At 59.4% G+C, this 21837-nt stretch carries 13 protein-coding genes; 3 read left to right on the top strand and 10 right to left on the bottom strand.

From position 1 onward, the window contains the following. The first annotated feature begins 41 nt into the window (after nt 1–41). Nucleotides 42–2345, top strand: a complete 2304-nt coding sequence (locus tag AAGQ88_RS22170) for a TonB-dependent siderophore receptor (RefSeq protein WP_342653582.1) — start codon at nt 42–44, stop codon at nt 2343–2345. 445 nt (nt 2346–2790) lie between these two features. Further along, a complete protein-coding gene (locus AAGQ88_RS22165; RefSeq protein WP_342655865.1) occupies nt 2791–5352 on the top strand; it encodes a sulfite reductase flavoprotein subunit alpha in 2562 nt (853 codons plus the stop codon). A gap of 226 nt (nt 5353–5578) precedes the next feature. Here AAGQ88_RS22165 and AAGQ88_RS22160 read toward each other — a convergent pair whose 3' ends face one another. The 10 genes from AAGQ88_RS22160 to AAGQ88_RS22115 all read right to left on the bottom strand — a co-directional run bounded on the left by AAGQ88_RS22160 (nt 5579) and on the right by AAGQ88_RS22115 (nt 19293). After that, the gene (locus tag AAGQ88_RS22160; RefSeq protein WP_285422552.1) at nt 5579–6553 is read right to left on the bottom strand and encodes a peptide ABC transporter ATP-binding protein; all 975 of its coding nucleotides are present in this window, start codon (nt 6551–6553) and stop codon (nt 5579–5581) included. Next, nucleotides 6553–7521 (bottom strand): oligopeptide/dipeptide ABC transporter ATP-binding protein, encoded by a 969-nt coding sequence (locus tag AAGQ88_RS22155; protein WP_285422551.1) that lies wholly within the window; start codon nt 7519–7521, stop codon nt 6553–6555. The genes AAGQ88_RS22160 and AAGQ88_RS22155 overlap by 1 nt, the downstream gene beginning before the upstream one ends. Before the next feature lie 10 nt (nt 7522–7531). Next, on the bottom strand, nt 7532–8443 hold the full coding sequence (locus AAGQ88_RS22150; RefSeq protein WP_285422550.1) for an ABC transporter permease subunit: 912 nt from the start codon (nt 8441–8443) through the stop codon (nt 7532–7534). 12 nt (nt 8444–8455) lie between these two features. Beyond that, nucleotides 8456–9466 (bottom strand): ABC transporter permease subunit, encoded by a 1011-nt coding sequence (locus AAGQ88_RS22145; protein WP_285422549.1) that lies wholly within the window; start codon nt 9464–9466, stop codon nt 8456–8458. Between the two features lie 156 nt (nt 9467–9622). Then, a complete protein-coding gene (locus AAGQ88_RS22140; protein ID WP_285422548.1) occupies nt 9623–11230 on the bottom strand; it encodes an ABC transporter substrate-binding protein in 1608 nt (535 codons plus the stop codon). Nucleotides 11231–11318: 88 nt separating this feature from the next. Next, the gene (locus AAGQ88_RS22135; RefSeq protein WP_342653581.1) at nt 11319–12707 is read right to left on the bottom strand and encodes an OprD family porin; all 1389 of its coding nucleotides are present in this window, start codon (nt 12705–12707) and stop codon (nt 11319–11321) included. A 156-nt stretch (nt 12708–12863) separates the two neighbouring features. Beyond that, nucleotides 12864–14465 carry an ABC transporter substrate-binding protein gene (locus AAGQ88_RS22130; RefSeq protein WP_342653580.1) on the bottom strand — a complete coding sequence of 534 codons (1602 nt, stop codon included), beginning with the start codon at nt 14463–14465 and terminating at the stop codon, nt 12864–12866. A 327-nt stretch (nt 14466–14792) separates the two neighbouring features. Next, nucleotides 14793–16421: an ABC transporter substrate-binding protein gene (locus AAGQ88_RS22125; RefSeq protein WP_285422545.1), complete on the bottom strand. Its 1629-nt coding sequence runs from the start codon at nt 16419–16421 to the stop codon at nt 14793–14795. A 284-nt stretch (nt 16422–16705) separates the two neighbouring features. After that, the gene (locus tag AAGQ88_RS22120) at nt 16706–18304 is read right to left on the bottom strand and encodes an ABC transporter substrate-binding protein (RefSeq protein ID WP_342655864.1); all 1599 of its coding nucleotides are present in this window, start codon (nt 18302–18304) and stop codon (nt 16706–16708) included. A gap of 272 nt (nt 18305–18576) precedes the next feature. After that, entirely contained in the window at nt 18577–19293 is a 717-nt protein-coding gene (locus AAGQ88_RS22115; protein ID WP_342653579.1) for an SIMPL domain-containing protein, read from the bottom strand. 371 nt (nt 19294–19664) lie between these two features. On the opposite strand from AAGQ88_RS22115, the gene AAGQ88_RS22110 reads away from it, so the two are divergent. Continuing rightward, nucleotides 19665–21824, top strand: coding sequence for an HET-C-related protein (locus tag AAGQ88_RS22110; protein ID WP_342653578.1), 2160 nt, complete (start codon nt 19665–19667; stop codon nt 21822–21824). Nucleotides 21825–21837 lie beyond the last annotated feature (13 nt).

Below are 21837 nucleotides of genomic sequence, written 5' to 3'. Positions count from 1 at the left end.
ATATTCCGCCGCCTCAACACTCCTTGGGGAAGGAACTTCCAATGTCGCGCCACGCATTACAACCGTCCGTCAGCTCACCTCGGCTTCTCGCTTCCGCAATAGGAATGGCCGTCACCGCGATGTCTGCATCGCAGATCGCACACGCTGCCGAAGAGGCTGAGAAGGCAAACGGTAACGCGATTTCGCTCGGCGCGACCAGCATCAACAGCGATGCAGTGGACAACACCGATTACCGCACGGAGAAAAGTGCTTCGCAGAAATACACCGCGCCGCTGACGGACACTCCGCGCTCGGTCACGGTGATTCCGCAACAAGTGCTCAAAGACACCGCCGCAACCTCGCTGCAGGACGCATTGCGCACCGTGCCGGGTATCACCTTCGGCGCAGGCGAGGGTGGCAACCCGCAGGGCGACCGTCCGTTCATCCGTGGTTTTGATGCGCAAGGCGACACCTACATCGACGGCGTGCGTGACACCGGCGCGCAGTCCCGCGAAATTTTCGACATCGAGTCGATCGAGGTCAGCAAAGGCCCGAACTCGGCCATGGGTGGCCGCGGCTCTGCAGGCGGCAGCATCAACCTGGTCAGCAAGCTGCCGAAGGCTGAAGACTTCACGAACGGCGCATTCACCTACGGCTCCGATCAAACCCGCCGCTATACCCTGGACGTCAACCGCAAGTTTCTTGACAGCGCAGCGTTCCGCCTGAATCTGATGAGTCACGAGCAGAATGTCTCGGGGCGCGACTCGGTCAACTATGACCGTTGGGGTGTCGCACCGTCGGTGACCTTCGGCCTGGGGACCGAGAATCGTCTGAACCTCAGTTTCTACCACGTCGAAAGCGACGATCTGCCGGATTCGGGCATTCCTTACGGCTATGGCTCGGCGACCGCGACGGCCCACGTGCATGACAAACCGGACGACGGCGGCGACAGCAACAACTTTTATGGTCTTAAAGACCGGGATTTCCGCAAGACGCGCAGCGACATCGCGACCATCAGTTTCGAGCATGACTTCAACGAAGACATGACGCTGAAAAACACTTTCCGCCACGGCAGCGTCGGTCAGGATTACATCGTCACCCAGCCGGACGACAGTCAGCGCAACGTCAACCGCTACGGCACCGTATGGCGTCGCGCCAATGCCCGGGTTTCGACCACTGAAACCACCACCAACCAGACCGACCTCTTTGGTCAGTTCCAGTTGATGGGCCTGAAGAACAGCTACTCCACCGGTCTGGAACTGACCCGCGAAGTGAGCCAGGTGAGTGGTTACACCTACAGCACCAGCGGCCTGCAAAACTGCTCGCCGACAGGTACCGGAAACAACGTGCCGGGCAACTGTACTTCGCTGAGCAATCCGAACCCGAACGACACGTACGGCGGCACCATCGCGCGTAACTATAACGGCACCAACACGACTGGCTTCACCCGTTCGGTCTATGCGTTCGACACCATCGAGCTGAGCCCGCAATGGCAGGTCAACCTGGGATCGCGCTTCGACAGTTTCGATACCACGGCGAAGACCACCAGCGCCACGGCAGCAACGGCTCATAGCAAGAACGACAGCAACTTCTGGAACTGGCAGGCGGGTATCGTCTGGAAACCGCTGGATAACGGCAGCATCTATACGTCGTTCGCTACGTCGGCGACGCCTCCTGGCGGCATGCTGAACGAGGGTATCGAGGGTAACGGACTGGTTTCCGATATCAGCACAACGGTCAGTGATCTTGAGCCGGAAACTACCAAGAACTATGAGCTCGGCACGAAGTGGGACTTCCTCAACAATCGTCTGTCGCTGACCGCTGCAGTGTTCCGCACCGAGAAGACCAACACCCGGGTCCTGGTTGATAACAACACCTATCAGAACGCTGGCGAGAGCCGCGTCGACGGCGTTGAGCTGTCCGCAAGTGGCAAGATCACGGATAAATGGCAGGTCTTCGCCGGTTACAGCTATCTGAAGAGCGAACTGGTCGATCCAGGCCGGGCGGGTACGCGCACAGGTGCTGTAACGCCGGGTGAAAACCCGTCCAAAGGCAATGAAATGCCAAATACACCGAAGAACAGCGCCAGCCTGTGGACGACTTATGACGTGACGCCGAAGATCACCGTCGGTGGTGGCGCCTTCTACGTCGATCAAGTCTGGGGTGACACTGCCAACACCGTGTACGTGCCGTCCTACACCCGTTACGACGCGATGGCCTCCTACAAGCTGACCAAAAATGTCGACTTGCAGCTCAACGTGCAGAACCTGACCGACAAAACGTATTACGACAAGGCGTACGCGGCGCACTTCGCCAACCAGGCGGCAGGTCGCACAGCCCTGCTGACCACCAGCTTCCACTTCTGATCTGAAAACGCATCCAGCCTTTGTGGGTGCGAGCGTGCTCGCGAAGGCTGATTGCCAACCACTGCACCTCACGGCATGCCCCGGCCTCTTCCCGGCTGAAGCCGGTCCTACAGACGCTGCAAGTTTCGTAGGATCGGCTTTAGCCGGGAAGGCGTCGGGCGTTACGCCGTTGATCGCAGAGGGCTTTAAGGACATTTGGCTCACTCCCGCAAGTCTTGCGCGAGCCGGTCGACTGCGGTGTGTCAGGACAGATTCATCTCCTGTAGGAGCGAGCTTGCTCGCGAAAGGGTCGGAGCAGTCGTCGGAATTTGCAGCGCCTGAACCGATGTTTTCGTGAGCATGCTGACTCCCGCAGTTTTGCATTAAGAATCAGCCACAGATGAGAATACATGCCGTTTCTGCGCATAATGCGGGCCGTAGCGGGTTATCGAGGTGATCGAGGGTGTTGAAGAAAGTCCTGTTTCAAGTCCACTGGTTCTTCGGCATCACGGCAGGTCTGGTCCTTGCCCTGATGGGCATCACCGGGGCCATCTATTCGTTCGAAGACGAGATCATCGACGCACTCAACCCCGAGACCCTGTTCGTCCAGCCGGGCGATCATCAGCTTTCGCTGGCCGACATGGTCCGCAAGGTCGAGGCGCAGGGCCATGACACCGTTTCGATGTTCCGCGTCGAGGTCGACAGTGACCGGATCGCTCAAGTCTGGTTCAAGCCCGCACCGGGCGAGCGTCGGGGCCAGATGCACAATTTCGACCCCTACACCGGAGCATTCACCGAGGACGCAACAGGCCAGGATTTCTTCGGTTTCGTGCTCAACCTGCACCGCTTCCTTGCTGCCGGCGAGTACGGCAAACAAGTGACGGCGGCCTGCACTCTGATTCTGGTGTTCTTCTGCCTGTCAGGGCTGTACCTGCGCTGGCCGCGCCAGGCGCTGAACTGGCGCGTGTGGTTGACGCTGGACTGGGCGAAGAAGGGACGCAGTTTCAATTGGGACCTGCATTCGGTTTTCGGCACCTGGTGTCTGATCGTCTATCTGCTGCTGGCCGTCACCGGCCTGATGTGGTCTTACGACTGGTTCAACAACGGCATGACCAAGCTGATCGGCGACCCGCCTGTCGCGGGTGAGCAACGTCGTGGTGGCGGTGGTCAGCGTCCAGGGCCTGCTGCCAAGGACGTTGCGCCGGTCGAGGCGCTTGTCCCCGATTATGACGCGATCTGGCAGACCCTCCAGAAGACGGCCGGGCCGGACCTGAGGACCTACAACCTGCGCATGCCACAGGCGCCGGGACAGATGGCGACGGTGTTCTACCTTCTCAAGGACGCACCGCATCCGCGCGCGCTGAACCAGATGACGCTCGATCCTGTCAGCGGGCAGCTCAAGGCCGTGTCGCGTTACGCGGACAAAGGCGTCGGCGCGCAATTGCTGGTCAGTAACTACGCATTGCACACCGGCAGCTACTTCGGCCTGACCGGGCGGATCATCATCACGGTCGCGGCGCTGTTGATGCCGCTGTTTTTCATCACGGGCTGGCTGTTGTATCTGGATCGTCGTCGCAAGAAACGCGAGATCCGTGCGGCCCGTGGCGAGGTGGCGAGCAGCACGGCGGCCTATGGCAGTCAGGGCCCGGCCTGGTTGATCGGTTTCGCCAGCCAGAGTGGGTTCGCCGAGCAACTGGCCTGGCAGACCGCCGGACAACTGCAGTCGGCGGGGCTGCCGGTGCGCGTGCAGCCTCTGGCGGACATGACCGAGCAAGACCTCAACCAGAGCCGTAACGCGCTGTTTGTGGTCAGCACTTTCGGCGACGGCGAAGCTCCCGACAGCGCTCGCGGTTTTGAGCGCAAGCTGCTAGGGCGACCGCTGTCGCTGGAAAAGCTCAACTACGCGGTGCTGGGCCTTGGCGATCGGCAATATCAGCATTTCTGCGGTTTTGCCCAGCGCCTGCACGGCTGGCTGGCCGAGCGCGGCGGCAGCACATTGTTCGCGCCGGTCGAAGTGGACAGTGGCGACAGCGCTGCTTTGCAACACTGGCAGCAGCAGCTGGGCGAGTTGACTGGATCGACGCCATCCGCAACCTGGAAAGCCCCCGAGTACGAGCATTGGACGTTGAGTCAGCGCGACTGGCTCAACGTCGGCAGTGTCGGCTCCAAGGTGTTCTTGCTGCGCCTGACGTCGACGTCCGGTACGCGGTGGGAAGCCGGCGATCTGGTCGAGGTACTTCCGCGTAACGCGCAGGCGGCAGTCGAGCACTTCCTTGCCGGGCTCGGCATCGCGGCAGATACGCCGGTTCAGGTCGAGGGTCTGAACGAGACGCTCGGCCAGGCGCTGCTCAGTCGCCAGTTGCCGGCCAGTCGCAGTCATCTGGTCGGTCTGCATGCGCAGGCGCTGGTAGATGCGTTGGTGCCGTTGGCGATGCGCGAGTATTCGATCGCGTCGATGCCCGAAGACGGCTCGCTGGAGTTGATCGTGCGGCAGGAACGGCACCCGGATGGCAGCATCGGGCTGGGCTCCGGCTGGTTGACCGAGCATGCGGCCGTGGGGGCTTCGGTCAGTCTGCGGGTGCGTCGCAACAGCGCTTTCCACCTGCCGAGCGAGTCGGTTCCGATGATTCTGATCGGCAACGGCACCGGGCTTGCGGGCTTGCGCAGCCTGCTCAAAGCTCGCATCGCTCAAGGCGAGCGGCGCAACTGGCTGCTGTTTGGTGAGCGCAACGCCGCGCATGATTTTCACTGCGCCAGTGAGTTGAAAGGCTGGCTGGCGTCAGGCGATCTGGCGCGCATGGACCTGGCGTTTTCACGTGATCAGGCCGAGAAAATCTATGTTCAGGATCGCCTGCGCGAGGCCGCTGAAGAGCTGCGTCGCTGGCTGGCCGAGGGCGCCGTCATCTACATCTGCGGCAGTCTCGAGGGCATGGCCACAGGCGTCGATGGGACATTGAACGCCTTGCTGGGTGAAGAGGGCGTACAGACCCTGATCGAGCAAGGACGGTATCGGCGGGACGTGTATTGATCCACAAGGTCTTGTGGCCCGTTCCCGAGATCCGTCAGCGCCACATAACCCTTGCAGGAGCGCGTTTGCTCCGGGACGCACTCGGACGATCGGCTGCGCAGCAGTCGTAAAACCGACCACCTCCGAACATTCGACAATCCCCTTATTCCGGGGCGCAGCACTGGAACAAAAAAGGCCGTTGCGCTCACACGCAACGGCCTTTGCTCACACAGCAATCAGCAGCACGTTACGCCACGAACTGCTCCGCGTAATGACACGCGACCTGGCGGTTGTCCACCGTGCGCAGTTCAGGGACTTCGGTGCTGCAACGCTCTGTCGCGTAAGGGCAACGCTTGTGGAACGCGCAGCCCGAAGGCGGATTGAGCGGGTTAGGCAGCTCGCCGACGATCTTGATCTTCGGCTTCGACGGATCCGGATGGATGGTCGGTGTGGCCGACAGCAGCGCCTGGGTGTACGGGTGCAGCGGGCGATTATAAATCTCCTCCTTCGGCCCCATTTCCGCAGGCCTGCCCAGGTACATCACCAGCACGGTATCCGCCACATGACGCACCACCGCCAGGTTGTGCGAAATGAACACATAACCGGTGTTGAATTCCTGCTGCAGATCCATGAACAGGTTCAGCACCTGCGCCTGAATCGACACGTCCAGCGCGGAGGTCGGCTCGTCCGCCACCAGCACCTTCGGCTGCAGCATCATCGCCCTGGCCAGCGCAATACGCTGACGCTGACCACCGGAGAACATGTGCGGATAACGTTGATAATGCTCAGGCCGCAGACCGACCTGTTTCATCATTGCCTGGACTTTCTCGCGACGTTCGGCCGCCGACAGACTGGTGTTGATCAGCAGCGGCTCGCCCAGTTGATCACCGATCTTCTGACGCGGGTTCAGCGATGCGTACGGGCTCTGGAACACCATCTGCACGTCTTTGCGCAGTTGCTTGCGTTGTGCCTTGGTCGCGCCGGCCACTTCCTGGCCGGCGATTTTCAGCGAGCCCGACGACGGCTCCTCGATCAAGGTCAAAGCGCGGGCGAGGGTGGATTTGCCGCAACCTGATTCGCCCACGACGGCCAGGGTCTTGCCGGCTTCGAGTTCGAACGACACGCCGTTGAGGGCGCGAACGGTTGCGTGTGGCTTGAACAGACCACGGGATACATCGTAGTGACGAGTAAGGTCACGGGCGGTCAGTACGATTTCGCTCATCACGCCACCTCCTGATTCAGCGGAAAGAAGCAACGCGCCAGGCTCTGGGCTTTAGGGTCCAGGGCCGGGCGTTGCTGGCGGCATTTGTCTTGAACGTACGGGCAGCGCGGCGACAGCAGGCACCCGCTTGGGCGGTCGTAACGACCGGGCACGATTCCCGGCAGCGTCGACAGGCGCGCGGCGCCCATGCTGTGCTCGGGGATCGCCGCTAGCAGCGCTTCGCTGTACGGATGGGCCGGGACGTCGAACAGGCCGGGGACCTGACCGACTTCAACCGCCTGGCCTGCATACATCACGCAGACGCGCTGCGCCGTTTCGGCAACCACCGCCAGGTCGTGGGTGATGAGCACCAGCGCCATGTCCTGCTCTTTTTGCAGCGCCAGCAGCAGGTCCATGATCTGCGCCTGAATGGTCACGTCCAGTGCCGTGGTCGGTTCGTCGGCGATCAGCAGCTTCGGCTCGCCGGCAATCGCCATGGCGATCGCGACACGTTGGCTCATGCCGCCGGACAGTTGGTGCGGGTAAGCATCCAGACGCTGCGCGGCGCCCGGAATCTCGACCTTCTGCAGCAGTTCCAGCGCACGTTGATGCGCGGCTTTGCCCGACAGGCCCAGGTGCTGCTTGAGCACTTCCTTGATCTGGAAACCGACGGTGTAGCTGGGGTTCAGCGCAGTCATCGGGTCCTGGAACACCATCGACAGGTCCTTGCCGACGATCTGGCGACGCTGACGCGGGTTGAGCTTGAGCATGTCCTTGCCGTCGAAGGTCAAGGCGTCGGCAGTGACGATGCCGGGATGATCGATCAGGCCCATCAGCGCCATCATGGTCACGGATTTGCCCGAGCCCGACTCACCGACGATCGCCAGCACTTCGCCTTTGTCCACGGCCAGGTCCAGGCCATCGACAACCGGCGTGGCGTTGGCATCGCCGAAGCGAACGTTGAGGTTCTTGATTTGTAAAAGTGGCATTCGGACGTCCTCAGGCGGCGTTCTTGAGTTTCGGGTCCAGCGCATCGCGCAGACCGTCGCCCATCAGGTTGATTGCCAGCACGCTGAGCAAAATGGTCAGACCCGGAAGGCTCACCACCCACCAGGCGCGTTCGATGTAGTCGCGGGCCGAAGCGAGCATGGTGCCCCACTCAGGCGTCGGCGGTTGCACACCCAGACCCAGGAAGCCCAGCGCCGCGGCATCGAGGATTGCCGAGGAGAAGCTCAAGGTTGCCTGAACGATCAGCGGCGCCATGCAGTTGGGCAGCACGGTGATGAACATCAGGCGCGGCAACGTGGCGCCGGCCAGACGGGCAGCGGTCACGTAGTCGCGGTTCAGTTCGCCCATCACCGCAGCACGGGTCAGACGGACATACGACGGCAGCGAGACGATCGCAATGGCGATCACGGTGTTGATCAGGCCAGGGCCGAGGATCGCGACGATGGCCACTGCCAGCAACAGCGATGGCAGCGCCAGCATGATGTCCATCAGGCGCATGATCGTCGGGCCAAGCACTTTGGGGAAGAAGCCGGCCAGCAGACCCATGAGGATCCCCGGAATCAGCGACATCACCACCGACGACAGACCGATCAGCAGCGACAGGCGCGAGCCCTGGATCAGTCGCGACAGCAGGTCGCGGCCCAGTTCGTCGGTGCCCAGCAGGAACTGCCACTGACCGCCTTCCAGCCAGACCGGCGGGGTGAGCAGGAAGTCGCGGTATTGCTCGCTCGGGTCGTGAGGCGCGACCCATGGCGCGAAGATGGCGCAGAACACGATCAGCAGCATGAATGCCAGACCGGCCACTGCGCCTTTGTTCTTGGCGAAATGCTGCCAGAACTCTTTGTATACGGACGGGTAGAGCAGGCTTTGATCGACTGCTACTACGGGAGTAGGTGTGCTCATAAAAAAGTGATCTCAGCGCTGGTGACGAATGCGTGGGTTGGCAAAGCCGTAGAGGATGTCCACCACGAAGTTGACCAGAATCACCAGGCAGGCGATTAACAGGATGCCGTTCTGCACGACAGGGTAGTCGCGGGCGCCGATGGCCTCGATGAGCCATTTGCCGATACCCGGCCAGGAGAAGATCGTTTCGGTCAGTACCGCACCGGCGAGCAGCGTGCCCACTTGCAGACCGAAAACGGTCAGCACCGGGATCAGCGCGTTGCGCAGGCCGTGCACGAACACCACGCGAGCCGGCGACAGGCCTTTGGCCCGCGCGGTACGCACGTAGTCTTCACGCAGCACTTCGAGCATCGAGGAGCGGGTCATCCGGGCGATGACCGCCAGCGGAATGGTGCCCAGCACGATGGCCGGCAGAATCAGGTGACGCAGTGCGTCCATGAATGCGCCTTCTTCATCGCTGAGCAGGGTATCGATCAGCATGAAGCCGGTTTTCGGCTCGATGTCGTACAAGAGGTCGATACGCCCGGACACCGGGGTCCAGCCCAGCGTCACCGAGAAGAACATGATCAGAATCAGGCCCCACCAGAAGATCGGCATCGAGTATCCCGCAAGCGAGACACCCATGACCCCATGGTCGAACAGGGACCCTCGTTTGAGGGCCGCGATAACCCCGGCCAGAAGCCCGAGGATGCCAGCGAATATCAGCGCCGCAATCGACAGTTCCAGTGTTGCCGGGAACAGCGATGTGAATTCCGTCCACACGCTCGTGCGCGTACGCAGCGACTCGCCGAGATCGCCATGGGCGAGCTTGCCGACGTAGTCGATGTATTGCGCATAAAGGGGTTTGTTCAGGCCAAGACGTTCCATGGCTTGGGCGTGCATTTGCGGATCGACCCGGCGTTCACCCATCATGACTTCGACTGGATCGCCTGGAATCAGACGAATCAAGGCGAAGGTCAGCAAGGTGATGCCGAAGAAGGTGGGTATCAGTAACCCCACTCGGCGAGCGATAAAACTAAACATCTTCTCGTGTACCTCATCTGCCGGTTAGGCGTGTTCCTGCGGGTCTCTGTCAGGCTGGGTCCGAAACGTCCGACACTCGGTGATGCTGCGTTCAAACAGCCTCACCTTCGCGTCAAAACGTTTCGTTCCAAGCCAGGAGCCCGCCGGATTCTTCTTCTACTTCACTTGGGTGGTAGCGAAGTTATTAGTGGTGAGAGGGCTGATGTGGTAGCCCTCTACGTTCTTGCGCATTGCAGTGAACATCTTGGTGTGCGCCATGCTGATCCATGGCTGATCCTGATTGAAGACCGCTTGAGCCTGCTCGTAGAGCGCGGCACGTTCGGCCGGGTCGGTTTTTTCCCGGGCCTGATCGATCAACGTCTGGAACTTCTGATTGCACCAGCGCGCGTAGTTTTCGCCGTTTTTGGCGGCCTCGCAACTCAGGTTCGGGGTCAGGAAGTTATCAGGGTCGCCATTGTCACCTGCCCAGCCTGCCGACACCATGTCGTGTTCGCCGTTTTTCGCGCGTTTGAGCATTTCGCCCCATTCCATGACGCGAATATCTAACTTAATGCCGACTTTCGCTAAATCCGCCTGCATCATCTGTGCCCCCAGCATCGGATTCGGGTTGGTCGGACCGCCACCGTTACGCGTGAACAGGGTCAACACGGTGCCTTCGGGCACGCCGGCTTCTTTCAGCAAGGCGCGGGCCTTGTCCAGATCGTGAGCCGGGTTTTTCAGGTCCTTGTTGTAACCCAACAGCGTCGGCGGATACGGGTTGACCCCCACCAGCGCGTTGCCTTTGCCGAACAGCGCGTTGACATAGGCTTCTTTGTCGAAGGCCAGGTCGATGGCTTTTCGCACGCGCACGTCGCTCATGTACTTGTGGGTCGTGTTCATCGCGATGTAGGCGGTGGTCATCGCCTCCAGCTCATCGACCTTCAGATTTGCATCCTTCTTGATGCTCGGGATGTCGTCAGGTTTGGGGTAGAGCGCGATCTGGCACTCGTTCGCCTTGAGTTTCTGCAGGCGCACGTTGTTATCGGTGGCGATGGCCAGCACCAGCGTGTCGGCTGGCGGCTTGCCGCGGAAGTAGTCCGGGTTGGCCTTGAAGCGCACTTGAGCGTCCTTGGCGTAACGCTGGAAGACGAACGGGCCGGTGCCGACCGGGTGGCTGTTCAGCTCATCGGTCTTGTTGGTCTTGAGCAACTGGTCGGCGTATTCAGCCGAGTAAACCGATGCGAACGCCATCGCGACGTCGGCCAGGAATGGCGCTTCGCGACGCGTCAGGGTGAATTTGACGGTGTTGTCGTCAACCTTCTCGACGCTCTTGAGCAGTTCTTTGAAGCCCATGCTTTCGAAGTAGGGATAGCCGACCTGCGACTGGTTGTGCCACGGATGGTTCGGGTCCAGCTGACGCTGGAAGCTCCAGACCACGTCATCGGCATTCATGTCGCGGGTTGGTTTGAAGGATTCGGTGGTGTGGAACTTGACGCCTTTGCGCAGGTGGAACGTGTAACTGAGGCCGTCTTCACTGATGTCCCAGCTCTCGGCCAGCGCAGGCTCGATGTCAGTGGTGCCGGGCTTGAAGTCCACCAGACGGTTGTAAATGGTTTCCGCCGCAGCGTCGGCCGTGACGGCGGTGGTGTAAAGCGCGGTGTCGAAGCCTTCCGGGCTGGCTTCGGTGCAGACCACCAGAGGCTTGGCCGAAACCCCGACCGCGACGCTGAACAGCGCCAGTGCGACCGCGTTGCGTAATGTTGCGAGTTTGAATGTCGATTTCACGTAAACGCCCTCCGCAAGTGATGAAGCCATGAGTAGACCGGTGCTTCAGGCCCTTGGGGAAACGCCTGAAGCACCGGTCGGTTTTGATTTACAGAATGTTGAACGGAATGGTTGTCACCAGACGGAACTCGTTGATGCTGCCGTCGATTTGCGCGGTCGAGTTTGCTCGATGAGTGGTATATGTCGCGCGCATGGTCGACGCTTTGAGCGGGCCCGACTGCATTGTGTAGGACGTACCGATACCGTATTCATAGTGAGCGACAGTGCCATCGAGACCGGTCTCATCGTAGGCTGTGCCTCTGTAGTGAGAGCCGTCGATTCCAAAGCCACGCGCCTGGTAAATGTTGAACTTCAGGCCAGGCACGCCGTAGTCGGCCATGTTCAGCAGGTAGCTCAGTTGCACCGACTTCTCGTTCGGTCCGTTGAAGTCCGAGAGCAGGGAGTTGGCCAGGAAGATGGCGTTGCTGTCGTGAACGTAGTCGAAATAGGTGTCGCCGTTCACTTCCTGATACGAAACGCTGAAGCTGTGCGCCTTGTGCGTTGCGGTCAACGACAGGGAGTAGGTGTCGTTGTCGATCGGGCCCATTTTCTTCGAGCCGGAATCTTTGGTCTTGTAGTAGTTCAGGTTGGTGGACAGACCCAGTACGTCGGTATCGCCCAGCTCATGAAGGAACGAGAAGTAGTACTGGTGCCAGAAGTCCTGAACATTGGACGCGTAGAAGCTGGTGGTCAGGCTGTTGAACGGTTTGTAGTCAATGCCGGCCATGTCCACACGGTCGGCTTCGATGTTCGCGTTGGCGGTGTACTCGGAGCGGAACTTGGTCAGGCTCTGTTCGGAACGCGGAGACACGCGGTCGAAGCTGCCGGCAGTGAACGACAGGTTGTTGAATTCTTCGCTGAGGATGCTCACACCCTCGAAGCTCGAAGGCAGCGCGCGGTTACCGATGTAAGCCAGCACCGGTGTATTTAGGGACTGACGACCTGCGGTCAGGGTGGTGTTGGAGATGCGTGCCTTGATGTTGCCAAGGCCCAGCTTGCTCCACTGGCCAACCGGATCACCGTTGTTTTTGGTCAGGGTACGGTTGCTGCCGCCCATCAAGTCATCCTTGTCACGGTCGAGCGCGACGGCGTTGTAGACCGCCATCTGCGTTGCGAAGCCAACCGTGCCTTGGGTGAAGCCCGAGCTGTAATCAACGATGGTGCCTTGCACCCAGTTGATACGGCGTGGATCGCGATCGACCACGACACCGTTCTCGCTGCGGCTGAAGGTGCCGCCACGACGCAACAGTTCGTTGGCATACCAGTTTCTGGTCGATCCGGTGATTTTCGAATCTTCCAGGAAACCCTTCGCTTCGCTCTGGGCGTTGGTGGTGGCCAATGTGGTCGGTACAAACGCCTGACTGGTTGGCTCTGCCTGGGCCGCGACGCTCAACGCGATGGCGGAAAAGGCGAATACAGCGGTGCTGGCTTTTTTCACGTTTTGAAGCTCCCGTTTACTGCTTTTATAGAGGCGGGCTTTTTATGGTTTAGCCCGCTTTATGGTTCGGCCTCGTGGGCCTTTGTTGCTCCTGTCCGCTGAATGCGGGTAAAGCGGTGCCAAAGGGCGAACATCGCCCCTGGCCTTTTTTTCTGGTTATTCGGTGATGCTGACGCCCGAGAAGTTGTTGCGACCGAACGGACTCACCTGGAATTCCTGGACCTCGGCGCGCAGTGGCTGACTGACGGTCGAGTGGGCAATCGGCGTAATGGGGACCTGTTGCTTCAAGTAATGCTGGGCTTGCTGGTAAAGCCCGATGCGCTGGTCCTTGTCAGCGGTGGCCACGGCGGCCTTGATCAGCGCGTCGTATTTCTCGTCGCACCACATCGAGTAGTTGTTGCCGCCGATGGACGCGCAGCTGTACAGCGTGCCGAGCCAGTTGTCCGGATCGCCGTTGTCGCCGGTCCAGCCGATCAGGGAGATGTCGTGCTCGCCGTTTTTGCTGCGCTTGAGGTATTCGCCCCACTCGTAGCTGACGATGCGCGTCTTGATGCCCACCTTCGCCCAGTCCGCCTGAAGCATCTGCGCCATCAGCTTGGCGTTGGGGTTGTAAGGGCGCTGGACAGGCATGGCCCACAGCGTGAGTTCAGTCCCTTCCTTCACGCCCGCCGCGCGTAGCAGCTCGCGTGCTTTTTCAGGGTTGTAGGGCGCGTCCTTGACGGTGTCATCGAAGGACCATTGCGTCGGCGGCATGGCGTTCTGCGCCAGCTGTCCGGCGCCTTGATACACCGCCTTGATGATTTCCGGCTTGTTCACGGCCATGTCCAGCGCCTGGCGAACCTGCAGGTTATCCAGTGGCGCATGCCGCACGTTGTAGGAGATGTAACCCAGGTTGAAGCCGGGCTTCTCAATGACCTTCAACTGCTTGTCGGCCTTCAGCGCCTGCACATCGGCAGGCCTTGGGTTGTACGTGACCTGGCATTCATCGCGCTTGAGTTTCTGCACCCGCACCGATGCGTCGGTATTAATGGCGAAAATCAATTGATCGATCTTCACTCTCGCCGGATCCCAGAACTGTTTGTTGGCCACATAACGGATCTGCGCGTCTTTCTGATAACGCTGAAATACGAATGGTCCGGTACCAATAGGGGATTGGTTTATATCGCGAACATTACCCGATGCCATCAGTTTGTCAGCATATTCTGCCGACAGAATGGAGGCGAAGTTCATCGCCATATTCTGGATGAATGCCGCGTCGACTTTGTTCAAGGTAAAGACGACCGTCATCGGGCCGGACTTTTCAACCGACTTGATATTTTTATCCAGGCCCATGCTGGTGAAGTAAGGAAATTCCGTCGGGTAAGCGACCCTGAATGGATGATCCTTTTGCAGCATGCGATTGAAGGTGAACAGAACATCGTCGGCATTGAAGTCGCGCGTTGGCGTAAAGGTCTTGTTGCTGTGGAACTTCACCCCTTCGCGCAAGTGAAACGTGTAGGTCAGCCCGTCCGCCGATACGTCCCAGCGCGTCGCCAGAGCAGGCACGACGCTGGTTTCCCCGCGTTCGAACTCGACCAGGCGGTTGTAGATCGGTTCTGCTGCATCGTTGTCGGTGCCCGATGTGTACTGCGCGATATCGAAACCGGCGGGGCTGCCCTCGGAGCAAAACACCAGGCTTTTCGTGTCGGCCAGGACCGCAGGAATAGTGGCTAATAGCCCAACAGTTAAAAGCGACGGAACAACAATAGTTTTGCGCATGACAATCCTTATCGTGAATAACCTGAAATGACCGGAAAACCCATGGCAATCGTTTGCGCAAATGGATTTGACGTTCAGGGATAACCCCGCCGTTCAGATAGACGACAAATATCAGGTGCGGGCGTCAGAAGGTATGTCTGTCTGGCCGCACAGTAAACAGTGACGAATACTTCAATGTTTGTAGGAAAAGTGAATATTGTTAGTAGGCAAGATCCTACTGCAATCAATTACGCATCTAACGATATTCATTTTCATTCAGATCGTGCGCACATAACGACACGGTCGCGATACCCGAAGGTAACGCGACCGTGAAGTCATATGGATAAATTACTTACCGCTTACACTCACGCCGTAGAACGAGTTCAGACCGAATGGGCTGATCTTGAAGTCCTGAACTTCCTTGCGCATCGGCTGATAAACAGTCGAGTGAGCGATAGGCGTCATCGGGACAGCGTCTTTGAGCAAGTGCTGAGCCTGTTTGTACAGCTCGGTCCGCTTGGCCTGATCGGTGGTTTCCTTGGCCTGGTGGATCAAGGTGTCGAACGGCTTGTCGCACCACTTGGCGAAGTTGTTACCGTTGACCGCGTCGCAGCCGAACAGGGTGCCGAGCCAGTTGTCCGGGTCACCGTTGTCGCCACTCCAGCCAATCAGCATCGCGCCGTTTTCGCCGTTCTTGGCGCGCTTGATGTACTCGCCCCACTCGTAGGAGACGATCTTGGCGTTGATGCCAATCTTCTTCCAGTCGTTCTGAAGCATTTCAGCCATCAGCTTGGCGTTCGGGTTGTACGGACGTTGAACCGGCATCGCCCACAGGGTGATTTCGGTGCCTTCAGCCACGCCTGCCTTTTTCAGCAGTTCCTTGGCTTTGGCGACGTCGAACGGCGCATCTTTGATGGTGGTGTCGTAGGACCACTGGGTCGGCGGCATGGCGTTGACGGCCAGTTGGCCCGCGCCCTGGTAGACCGCGTCGATGATCGCTTTCTTGTCGACCGCCATGTCCAGCGCCTGACGAACTTCCAGCTTGGAGAGCGGGTTCGGCTTGGAATCGCCTTTGATGGTCGGCAGGGTGTTGTAGGCGATGTAACCCAGGTTGAAGCCAGCCTGATCAGGCATCTTCAGCGCAGGATCGGCCTTGAGTGGCGCAAGGTCCGCTGGACGTGGATAAGCGGTGATCTGGCATTCGCCCTTTTTCAGCTTCTGTGCACGAACCGAAGCGTCGGTGGTGATGGCGAAAATCAGGTTGTCGATCTTGACGTCTTCAGGCTTCCAGTAGTCCTTGTTCGCGGTGAAGCGGATGTTGGAGTCTTTCTGGTAGCTCTTGAACACGAACGGGCCAGTGCCGATCGGCTTCTGGTTGATGTCTTCGGCCTTGCCTTCCTTGAGCAACTGGGCGGCATATTCAGCGGACTGAATGGACGCGAAGCTCATCGCCAGGTTCTGGATGAAGGCGGCATCGACAGTGCCCAGCGTCATCTTGACGGTGTGCTCGTCGATCTTCTCGATCTTGGTGATGTTGGTGTCCATCGCCATGTCGGTGAAGTACGGGAACTCGGTCGGGTACGCCTTACGGAACGGATCGTCCTTGTTGATCATGCGATTGAACGTGAACAGCACGTCGTCGGCATTGAAGGTACGAGTCGGTTTGAAGTACGGCGTGGTGTGGAACTTGACGCCTTCACGCAGATGGAAGGTGTAGGTCAGGCCATCCGGGGTCACGTCCCAGCTGGTGGCCAGGCCAGGAATGACAGCGGTGCCGCCACGTTCGAACTGACTCAAACGGTTGAAAACGGTCTCGGCCGAAGCGTCGAAGTCGGTACCGGTGGTGTATTGACCTGGGTCGAAACCAGCGGGGCTGCCTTCGGAGCAGAACACCAGATTCGATGCTGCATGAGCGAAGGGAGCGCTGGCGATCAAACCTGCGCCGAGAAGAAACGGAATGACCGCTTTTTTGAGCATGGTGGCCTCAGTTGTTGTCATTTTTTAATTGAGGGTACGGCCTTTTGGGCCGATCCCGAGGATACTTATGCAGGCGCCATACCCAAAGCAAGATGCTGGCGCCAACGAAGTGTCAAAGAGTGGCACGAACGTACAGGAATGTCGCAAAACTATAATTCCTGACGCTGTTGAACGTTTGCGTGTCGCATATCGATATTTTTGTTGCGCTTTTCTGGTGCATTGCGCCGTTGCGAATGCACCCGCTTGTATCATAAGTGTTACTTCGCTGTTGCTTTTCGCCGGTGCTACTTGGCGAGGCTCACCCCATAGAAGGGCGTGAGGCCAAACGGGCTCAGCTTGAAGTCCTGCACTTCCTTGCGCATCGGCTGGAACACCTTGGAATTGGCGATCGGCGTGATCGGCACGTCGTTCTTGAGGATGTTCTGCGCTTGCTGATACAGCTTGATCCTTTCGTCGCGATTGCTGGTCAGCTTGGCCTGGGTTACCAGCTTGTCGTAACCGGTATTGCACCACTTGGCGTAGTTGCTGCCGTTGACCGCCGCGCAGCTGTAGAGCACGCCGAGCCAGTTGTCCGGATCGCCGTTGTCGCCTGTCCAGCCGTAGATCATCACGTCGTGCTCGCCGGCCTTGGCGCGCTTGATGTACTCGCCCCATTCGTAACTGACGATGTTGGCCTTGATGCCGATCTTCGCCCAGTCAGACTGAATCATCTGCGCCGACATGCGCGCGTTCGGGTTGGACGCGCGCTGTACGGTCATCGCCCATAGATTGATCTGCGTGCCTGGGGCAACGCCCGCTTCCTTGAGCAGTTGCTTGGCTTTCTCGGGATCGTGGGGCGCGTCCTTGATCGCCGGGTCGTAGCTCCACTGCGCCGGTGGCAATGCGTTCTGTGCCAACTGCCCCGCGCCCTGGTAGACCGCTTTGATGATCGCCGGCTTGTCGATGGCCATGTCCAGCGCCTGGCGGACCTTCAGTTGATCCAGCGGCTTGTGCGTCACGTTGTACGCGAGGAAACCCAGGTTGAAGCCCGCCTGACTCAGCACCTTCAGGTTCGGGTCCTTCTGCGCCTCTTCGATATCCTGCGGGCGCGGGTAGCCGCTGATCTGGCATTCGCCGGTCTTGAGCTTCTGCAGACGCGTGGCCGCATCGGTATTGATCGAGAAGATCAGGTTGTCGAGCTTGACGTCTTCCGGCTTCCAGTATTCCTTGTTGCCGACGTAGCGGATCTGGGCGTCTTTCTGATAACGCTTGAACACGAACGGCCCGGTGCCCACCGGCTTCTGATTGATGTCGCCGGCCTTGCCTTCTTTCAGCAACTGCGCGGCGTATTCGGCGGACTGAATGGACGCGAAGCTCATCGCCAGGTTCTGGATGAACGCGGCATCGATGTTGTTCAGATGAAAGCGGACCGTTTGCTCGTCGACTTTCTCGACCTGTTTGATCGTGGTGTTCATGCCCATGTCAGTGAAGTAGGGCGACTCGGACGGATAGGCCTTGCGAAATGGATCATCGGCGTTGAGCAGCCGGTTGAAGGTGAACAAAACGTCGTCGGCATTGAAGTCGCGGGTGGGTTTGAAATAGTCCGTGGTGTGGAATTTCACGCCGGGCCGCAGGTGAAAGGTGTAGGTCAAACCGTCGTCGGACACTTCCCATTGGGTTGCCAGCCCGGGTTCCACATCCGTGCCGCCGCGCTTGAACTGGGTCAGCCGGTTGAACACGGTTTCGGCTGACGCATCGAACTCGGTGCCGCTGGTGTATTGGCTGGGGTCGAAACCGGCGGGACTGGCCTCGGAGCAGTACACCAGCGTGCTGGCGGCCTGAACGGAGGGTGCGCTCAGCGCGATTGCCGCCGCCAGAAGCAGGGGCTTGAAGGTTTTCTCCATGTGAACCTCATAAAGTGTGGCATTCATGTAATGCCTGAGTCATCGGGCTGATGATAGACCGCAGAGCATGCCGTACCGTTTATCGGCTCGACAAGGCACGCGACGTTCTAACCTTATGACTGAGCGAGGTGCGAGTCGGCGATTGTCTTAGTGGGCAAGGGCAAGGGCTAGGGCAAGGGCAAGCCAGGCAACGGCGTTCTGCGAGAAGCGCACGGCGTCGGCGTGAGGGGAAGGGAGGAACCGACGGCAGCCAGAGCTGCCGCCGTTTTGCATCAGGGAATCGCGACCTCGATCACGCCGTCCGCAGTGACGCTGACCTGGCTGGTGCCGGCTTCGACATCCGGTGTGGGCGCTGCGTCGCCGCGTGCCGCTTTCATCATCATGACCGGCGCACGCAGGTACGGCTGCGGGTAACCCGACGTGTTCAGATTCAGGTTGACCAGTTTGTAGCCACTGCCACCCAGTGCGTCGGTGACCAGTTGCGCGCGGGTCTTGAAGGCGCTGACGGCGTCTTTGAGCAGGGTGTCTTCGCTGGCTTTGCGGGCCGGGTCGGAAATGGAGAAGTCCATGCCGCCCATTTTCATGTCACCGCCCAGCAGGTCGCCGGTCAATTTCGACAAGGCTGCGAAATCGGCGCTTTCCAGCCGCAGTTCAGCGCGTTCACGCCAGCCGGTGATTTTCTGACCTTTGTCGTCATAGATCGGATAGCTGTTGCGGCTGCCCTGGCGAATGGTCACTTCCTTGACTTTGCGTGCGTCGCCGAGCGCCTTGTTCAGGGTTTCGGTGATACCGGCGGCCAGTTTGGCGGGATCGGAATTCTGAGATTCGGTGTAAAGCGTGACGGTCATCAGGTCGCGCTGGACCTCCTGATTGACTTCGGCACGCACGGAAACCTGGTTGTAATGGACCTCATCGGCCATGACCGGGGCGCTGGCCAGAGCGAGGGCGCCCAAGGTGAAAAGTGTGGCGGTGGGGCGAAGGCTGAGCATAAAAACTCCTTGTTTGGCGAGCCGTCCGTTGCGCATTCGACATGGCTTGTCGGACGGATGCCAATGAGACTGTAATCCCGGGATCTTGTTCCGGCGTGCCGCAGCAGATGCCTGGCGACGGGCGCAAAGGCCATCAATCGGGATCGAGCGCTTTCGCTTTTCGGGCCTCCCGTTTCGCAGGCACAGGCTGCGTTTTCCCTGCCGCACGATTCCCGCTCTCCTACGCAAGCCGTTGATTTGACTGATTTGCGAATTCGCAGTGCTGGCTGACAATCCACCTCGCGATTACCCGCTGACATGACAGCGCACGGAACGGCCCTCCACTTCAGGCAGAGGCCAGCGCATCTCTATTACTCAAGGAAGAATTCATCGTGGCTTATCAATACGCAACCGCTCCCCCGGAAGATCCGCTCAACGAGCATCTCCACAGCTCATTCGCGCTGGACCTGTTGACCCAGGTCGCCGCAACCCGTTCAGCCGACGCCTTCGTGCGTATCCTGACCACCATTTTCGGCACCGACATTGGTCCGGACACCTGCCTGCAGTTTCGCGAGGACTTGCTGGCCGGGCGGATTGTCAGCCCGCCGATCATCGTCACCGCGGGCGGTCCAGTCGCCGACTATGACAACCGCGAGCGTGTCATCCGCATCAACCGCAAGGCGGTGAGCCTGGCCCTTGACGACGCACATGACACGACGTTGCTCGATATCCTGCTTCACGAGTCTGGCCATCACGTCGACAACATCCTGCGCCGTGACGTCCATCCACGCGCCGGCGGCAACCGACAATCAGCCTCTGATGCCGCAGGCGAGGAAGGCGTGCGCTTTGCGTTCTGGATGGCAGTGCTCGGGCAAACCTCTTCGCCGCGCGTGACGATCGCGCGCTATCGCTTGCGCCCCGGTCAAGAGATGTTCGACGTTCAGATGGACTGGGACATGGCGCGCATGCGCATCATCGAGAAATGCCGCGCCGACTACGACAGGGCCGATGCAGCGCACGTGCACCCTGACCGCGAAGCGTTCGAGGCAGGCGATGGCGACGGCGGCAAAATGACCCACCTGCAAATCGAAGAAGTACTCAAGCCATTCGGGTTTCGCGACGTCGAGCTCGAGGCCATTTACTTCGGCAACTGGCTGCGTGACTACTCACAATTGCTCGATCCGAAAATCGTTCGCGCGGCGAGCATGCCGAAGAACTTCCCCGACGTGCTGTCCCGCGACGCCCTGACCCGAATCGTCGACGTGCTGTCCATCAAGCGTTTCAACTGGTTGCGTCACAACAGTGCGCACCTGTTCACAGTGACTCCGGACAAGCTTGGTGTGTATCGCCCGAGCGAGCACATCGACAATCCCAAGACCATCGATACCCGTGCGCCGGATCCCACCACGCGCGACCCGGATTTCGAGCCGTTGGTCATGCCCGGAAGTCCCTTGCTGGAAGTGGATTACGACACATCGATGAAGCGATACATCGGGCGCTCTTTGAGCTTCATGCAGAGCGAGCTTCGAATCGCCATGACGGAAAAGAAAAACGCACAGGGTTTACGCGCTTTCGGGTCGGCGCTGCATGTCCTGGAGGATTTCTTCGCTCATTCCAATTTCGTCGAGCTCGGTCTGATCAAGGCAGGCCATGAAGCCGTGGTGCCATGGACTTCCCCGGCGGACTGCAAAGCCGGTTTGCCACTGGTAACCGGAATGTTCGGCGCGACCGATGTCCTTGCCAGCGTGGCCGGTCCTTTGGGAGAGGTACTGTTTTCCACTGAAGATGTCACCTACCAGCCACTGAAACCCGGAGAGCGCAGTCCTCGCGAGCAGATTCTGATGATCTTGCTCGAGGAGCATCACAACCCCCGGTATCTGGAGATATTCAAGGCTTATCTGGATACTCGTGACGAGTGGGTGGGTTTGCCCTTCGTCGAGTTTCTGCAGCGCTGCGCCCTCTATCTGCAAGGGCCTGCGGTCGTCGTGGGTAATGCCGTGGGCATCGTGATGACGGATATGCTCAAGCAATTCGGCGAGCGCGTTGATGATTGGCAAACCCGCTACGGACAGGATCCACATGACAATGGTTCTACGGATCCCACGCACTCACAGCTGGCGAAAGATCACACTGAACACCCGCTGCATCTGCTCGCAGGTTCTTTGGCATCACACGCTGTCGGGCAAGTGGCTGCGGCGATGGTGGCTTACTGGGAAGGGGACAGCAGCGCGGACCCGGTTCGAGTAGCAAGTGCGTATTTTTGCCATCCGCAAAACAGTCACTGGCAAGACGCAGAAATCGCGGCGTGGGCGACTGGCAATCCCGCTGACTTGCGCCGCAGCCAGTCCAAGACTGAGCTGTTCGAGATTTACAAGGCCATCTGCGGTGCCAGACGTGCCGCAGTCGATCAAATGGGAAAAGACGGCAAGGCATATCTCATGTTTCTGCGAGGCGAGTTACTGGACAAGAATTCGCCGCTGTGGATCATCAACTCGCTGACGCCGGCTGGCAAGCTGACCCGGGACGTGCTCAAGTACCTTAAGCTCATCTGAACCTGACCCGGAC

Source organism: Pseudomonas sp. F3-2, from assembly GCF_038804275.1.
Lineage (GTDB): Bacteria > Pseudomonadota > Gammaproteobacteria > Pseudomonadales > Pseudomonadaceae > Aquipseudomonas.
This window is presented reverse-complemented; position numbering and strand designations above follow the sequence as displayed.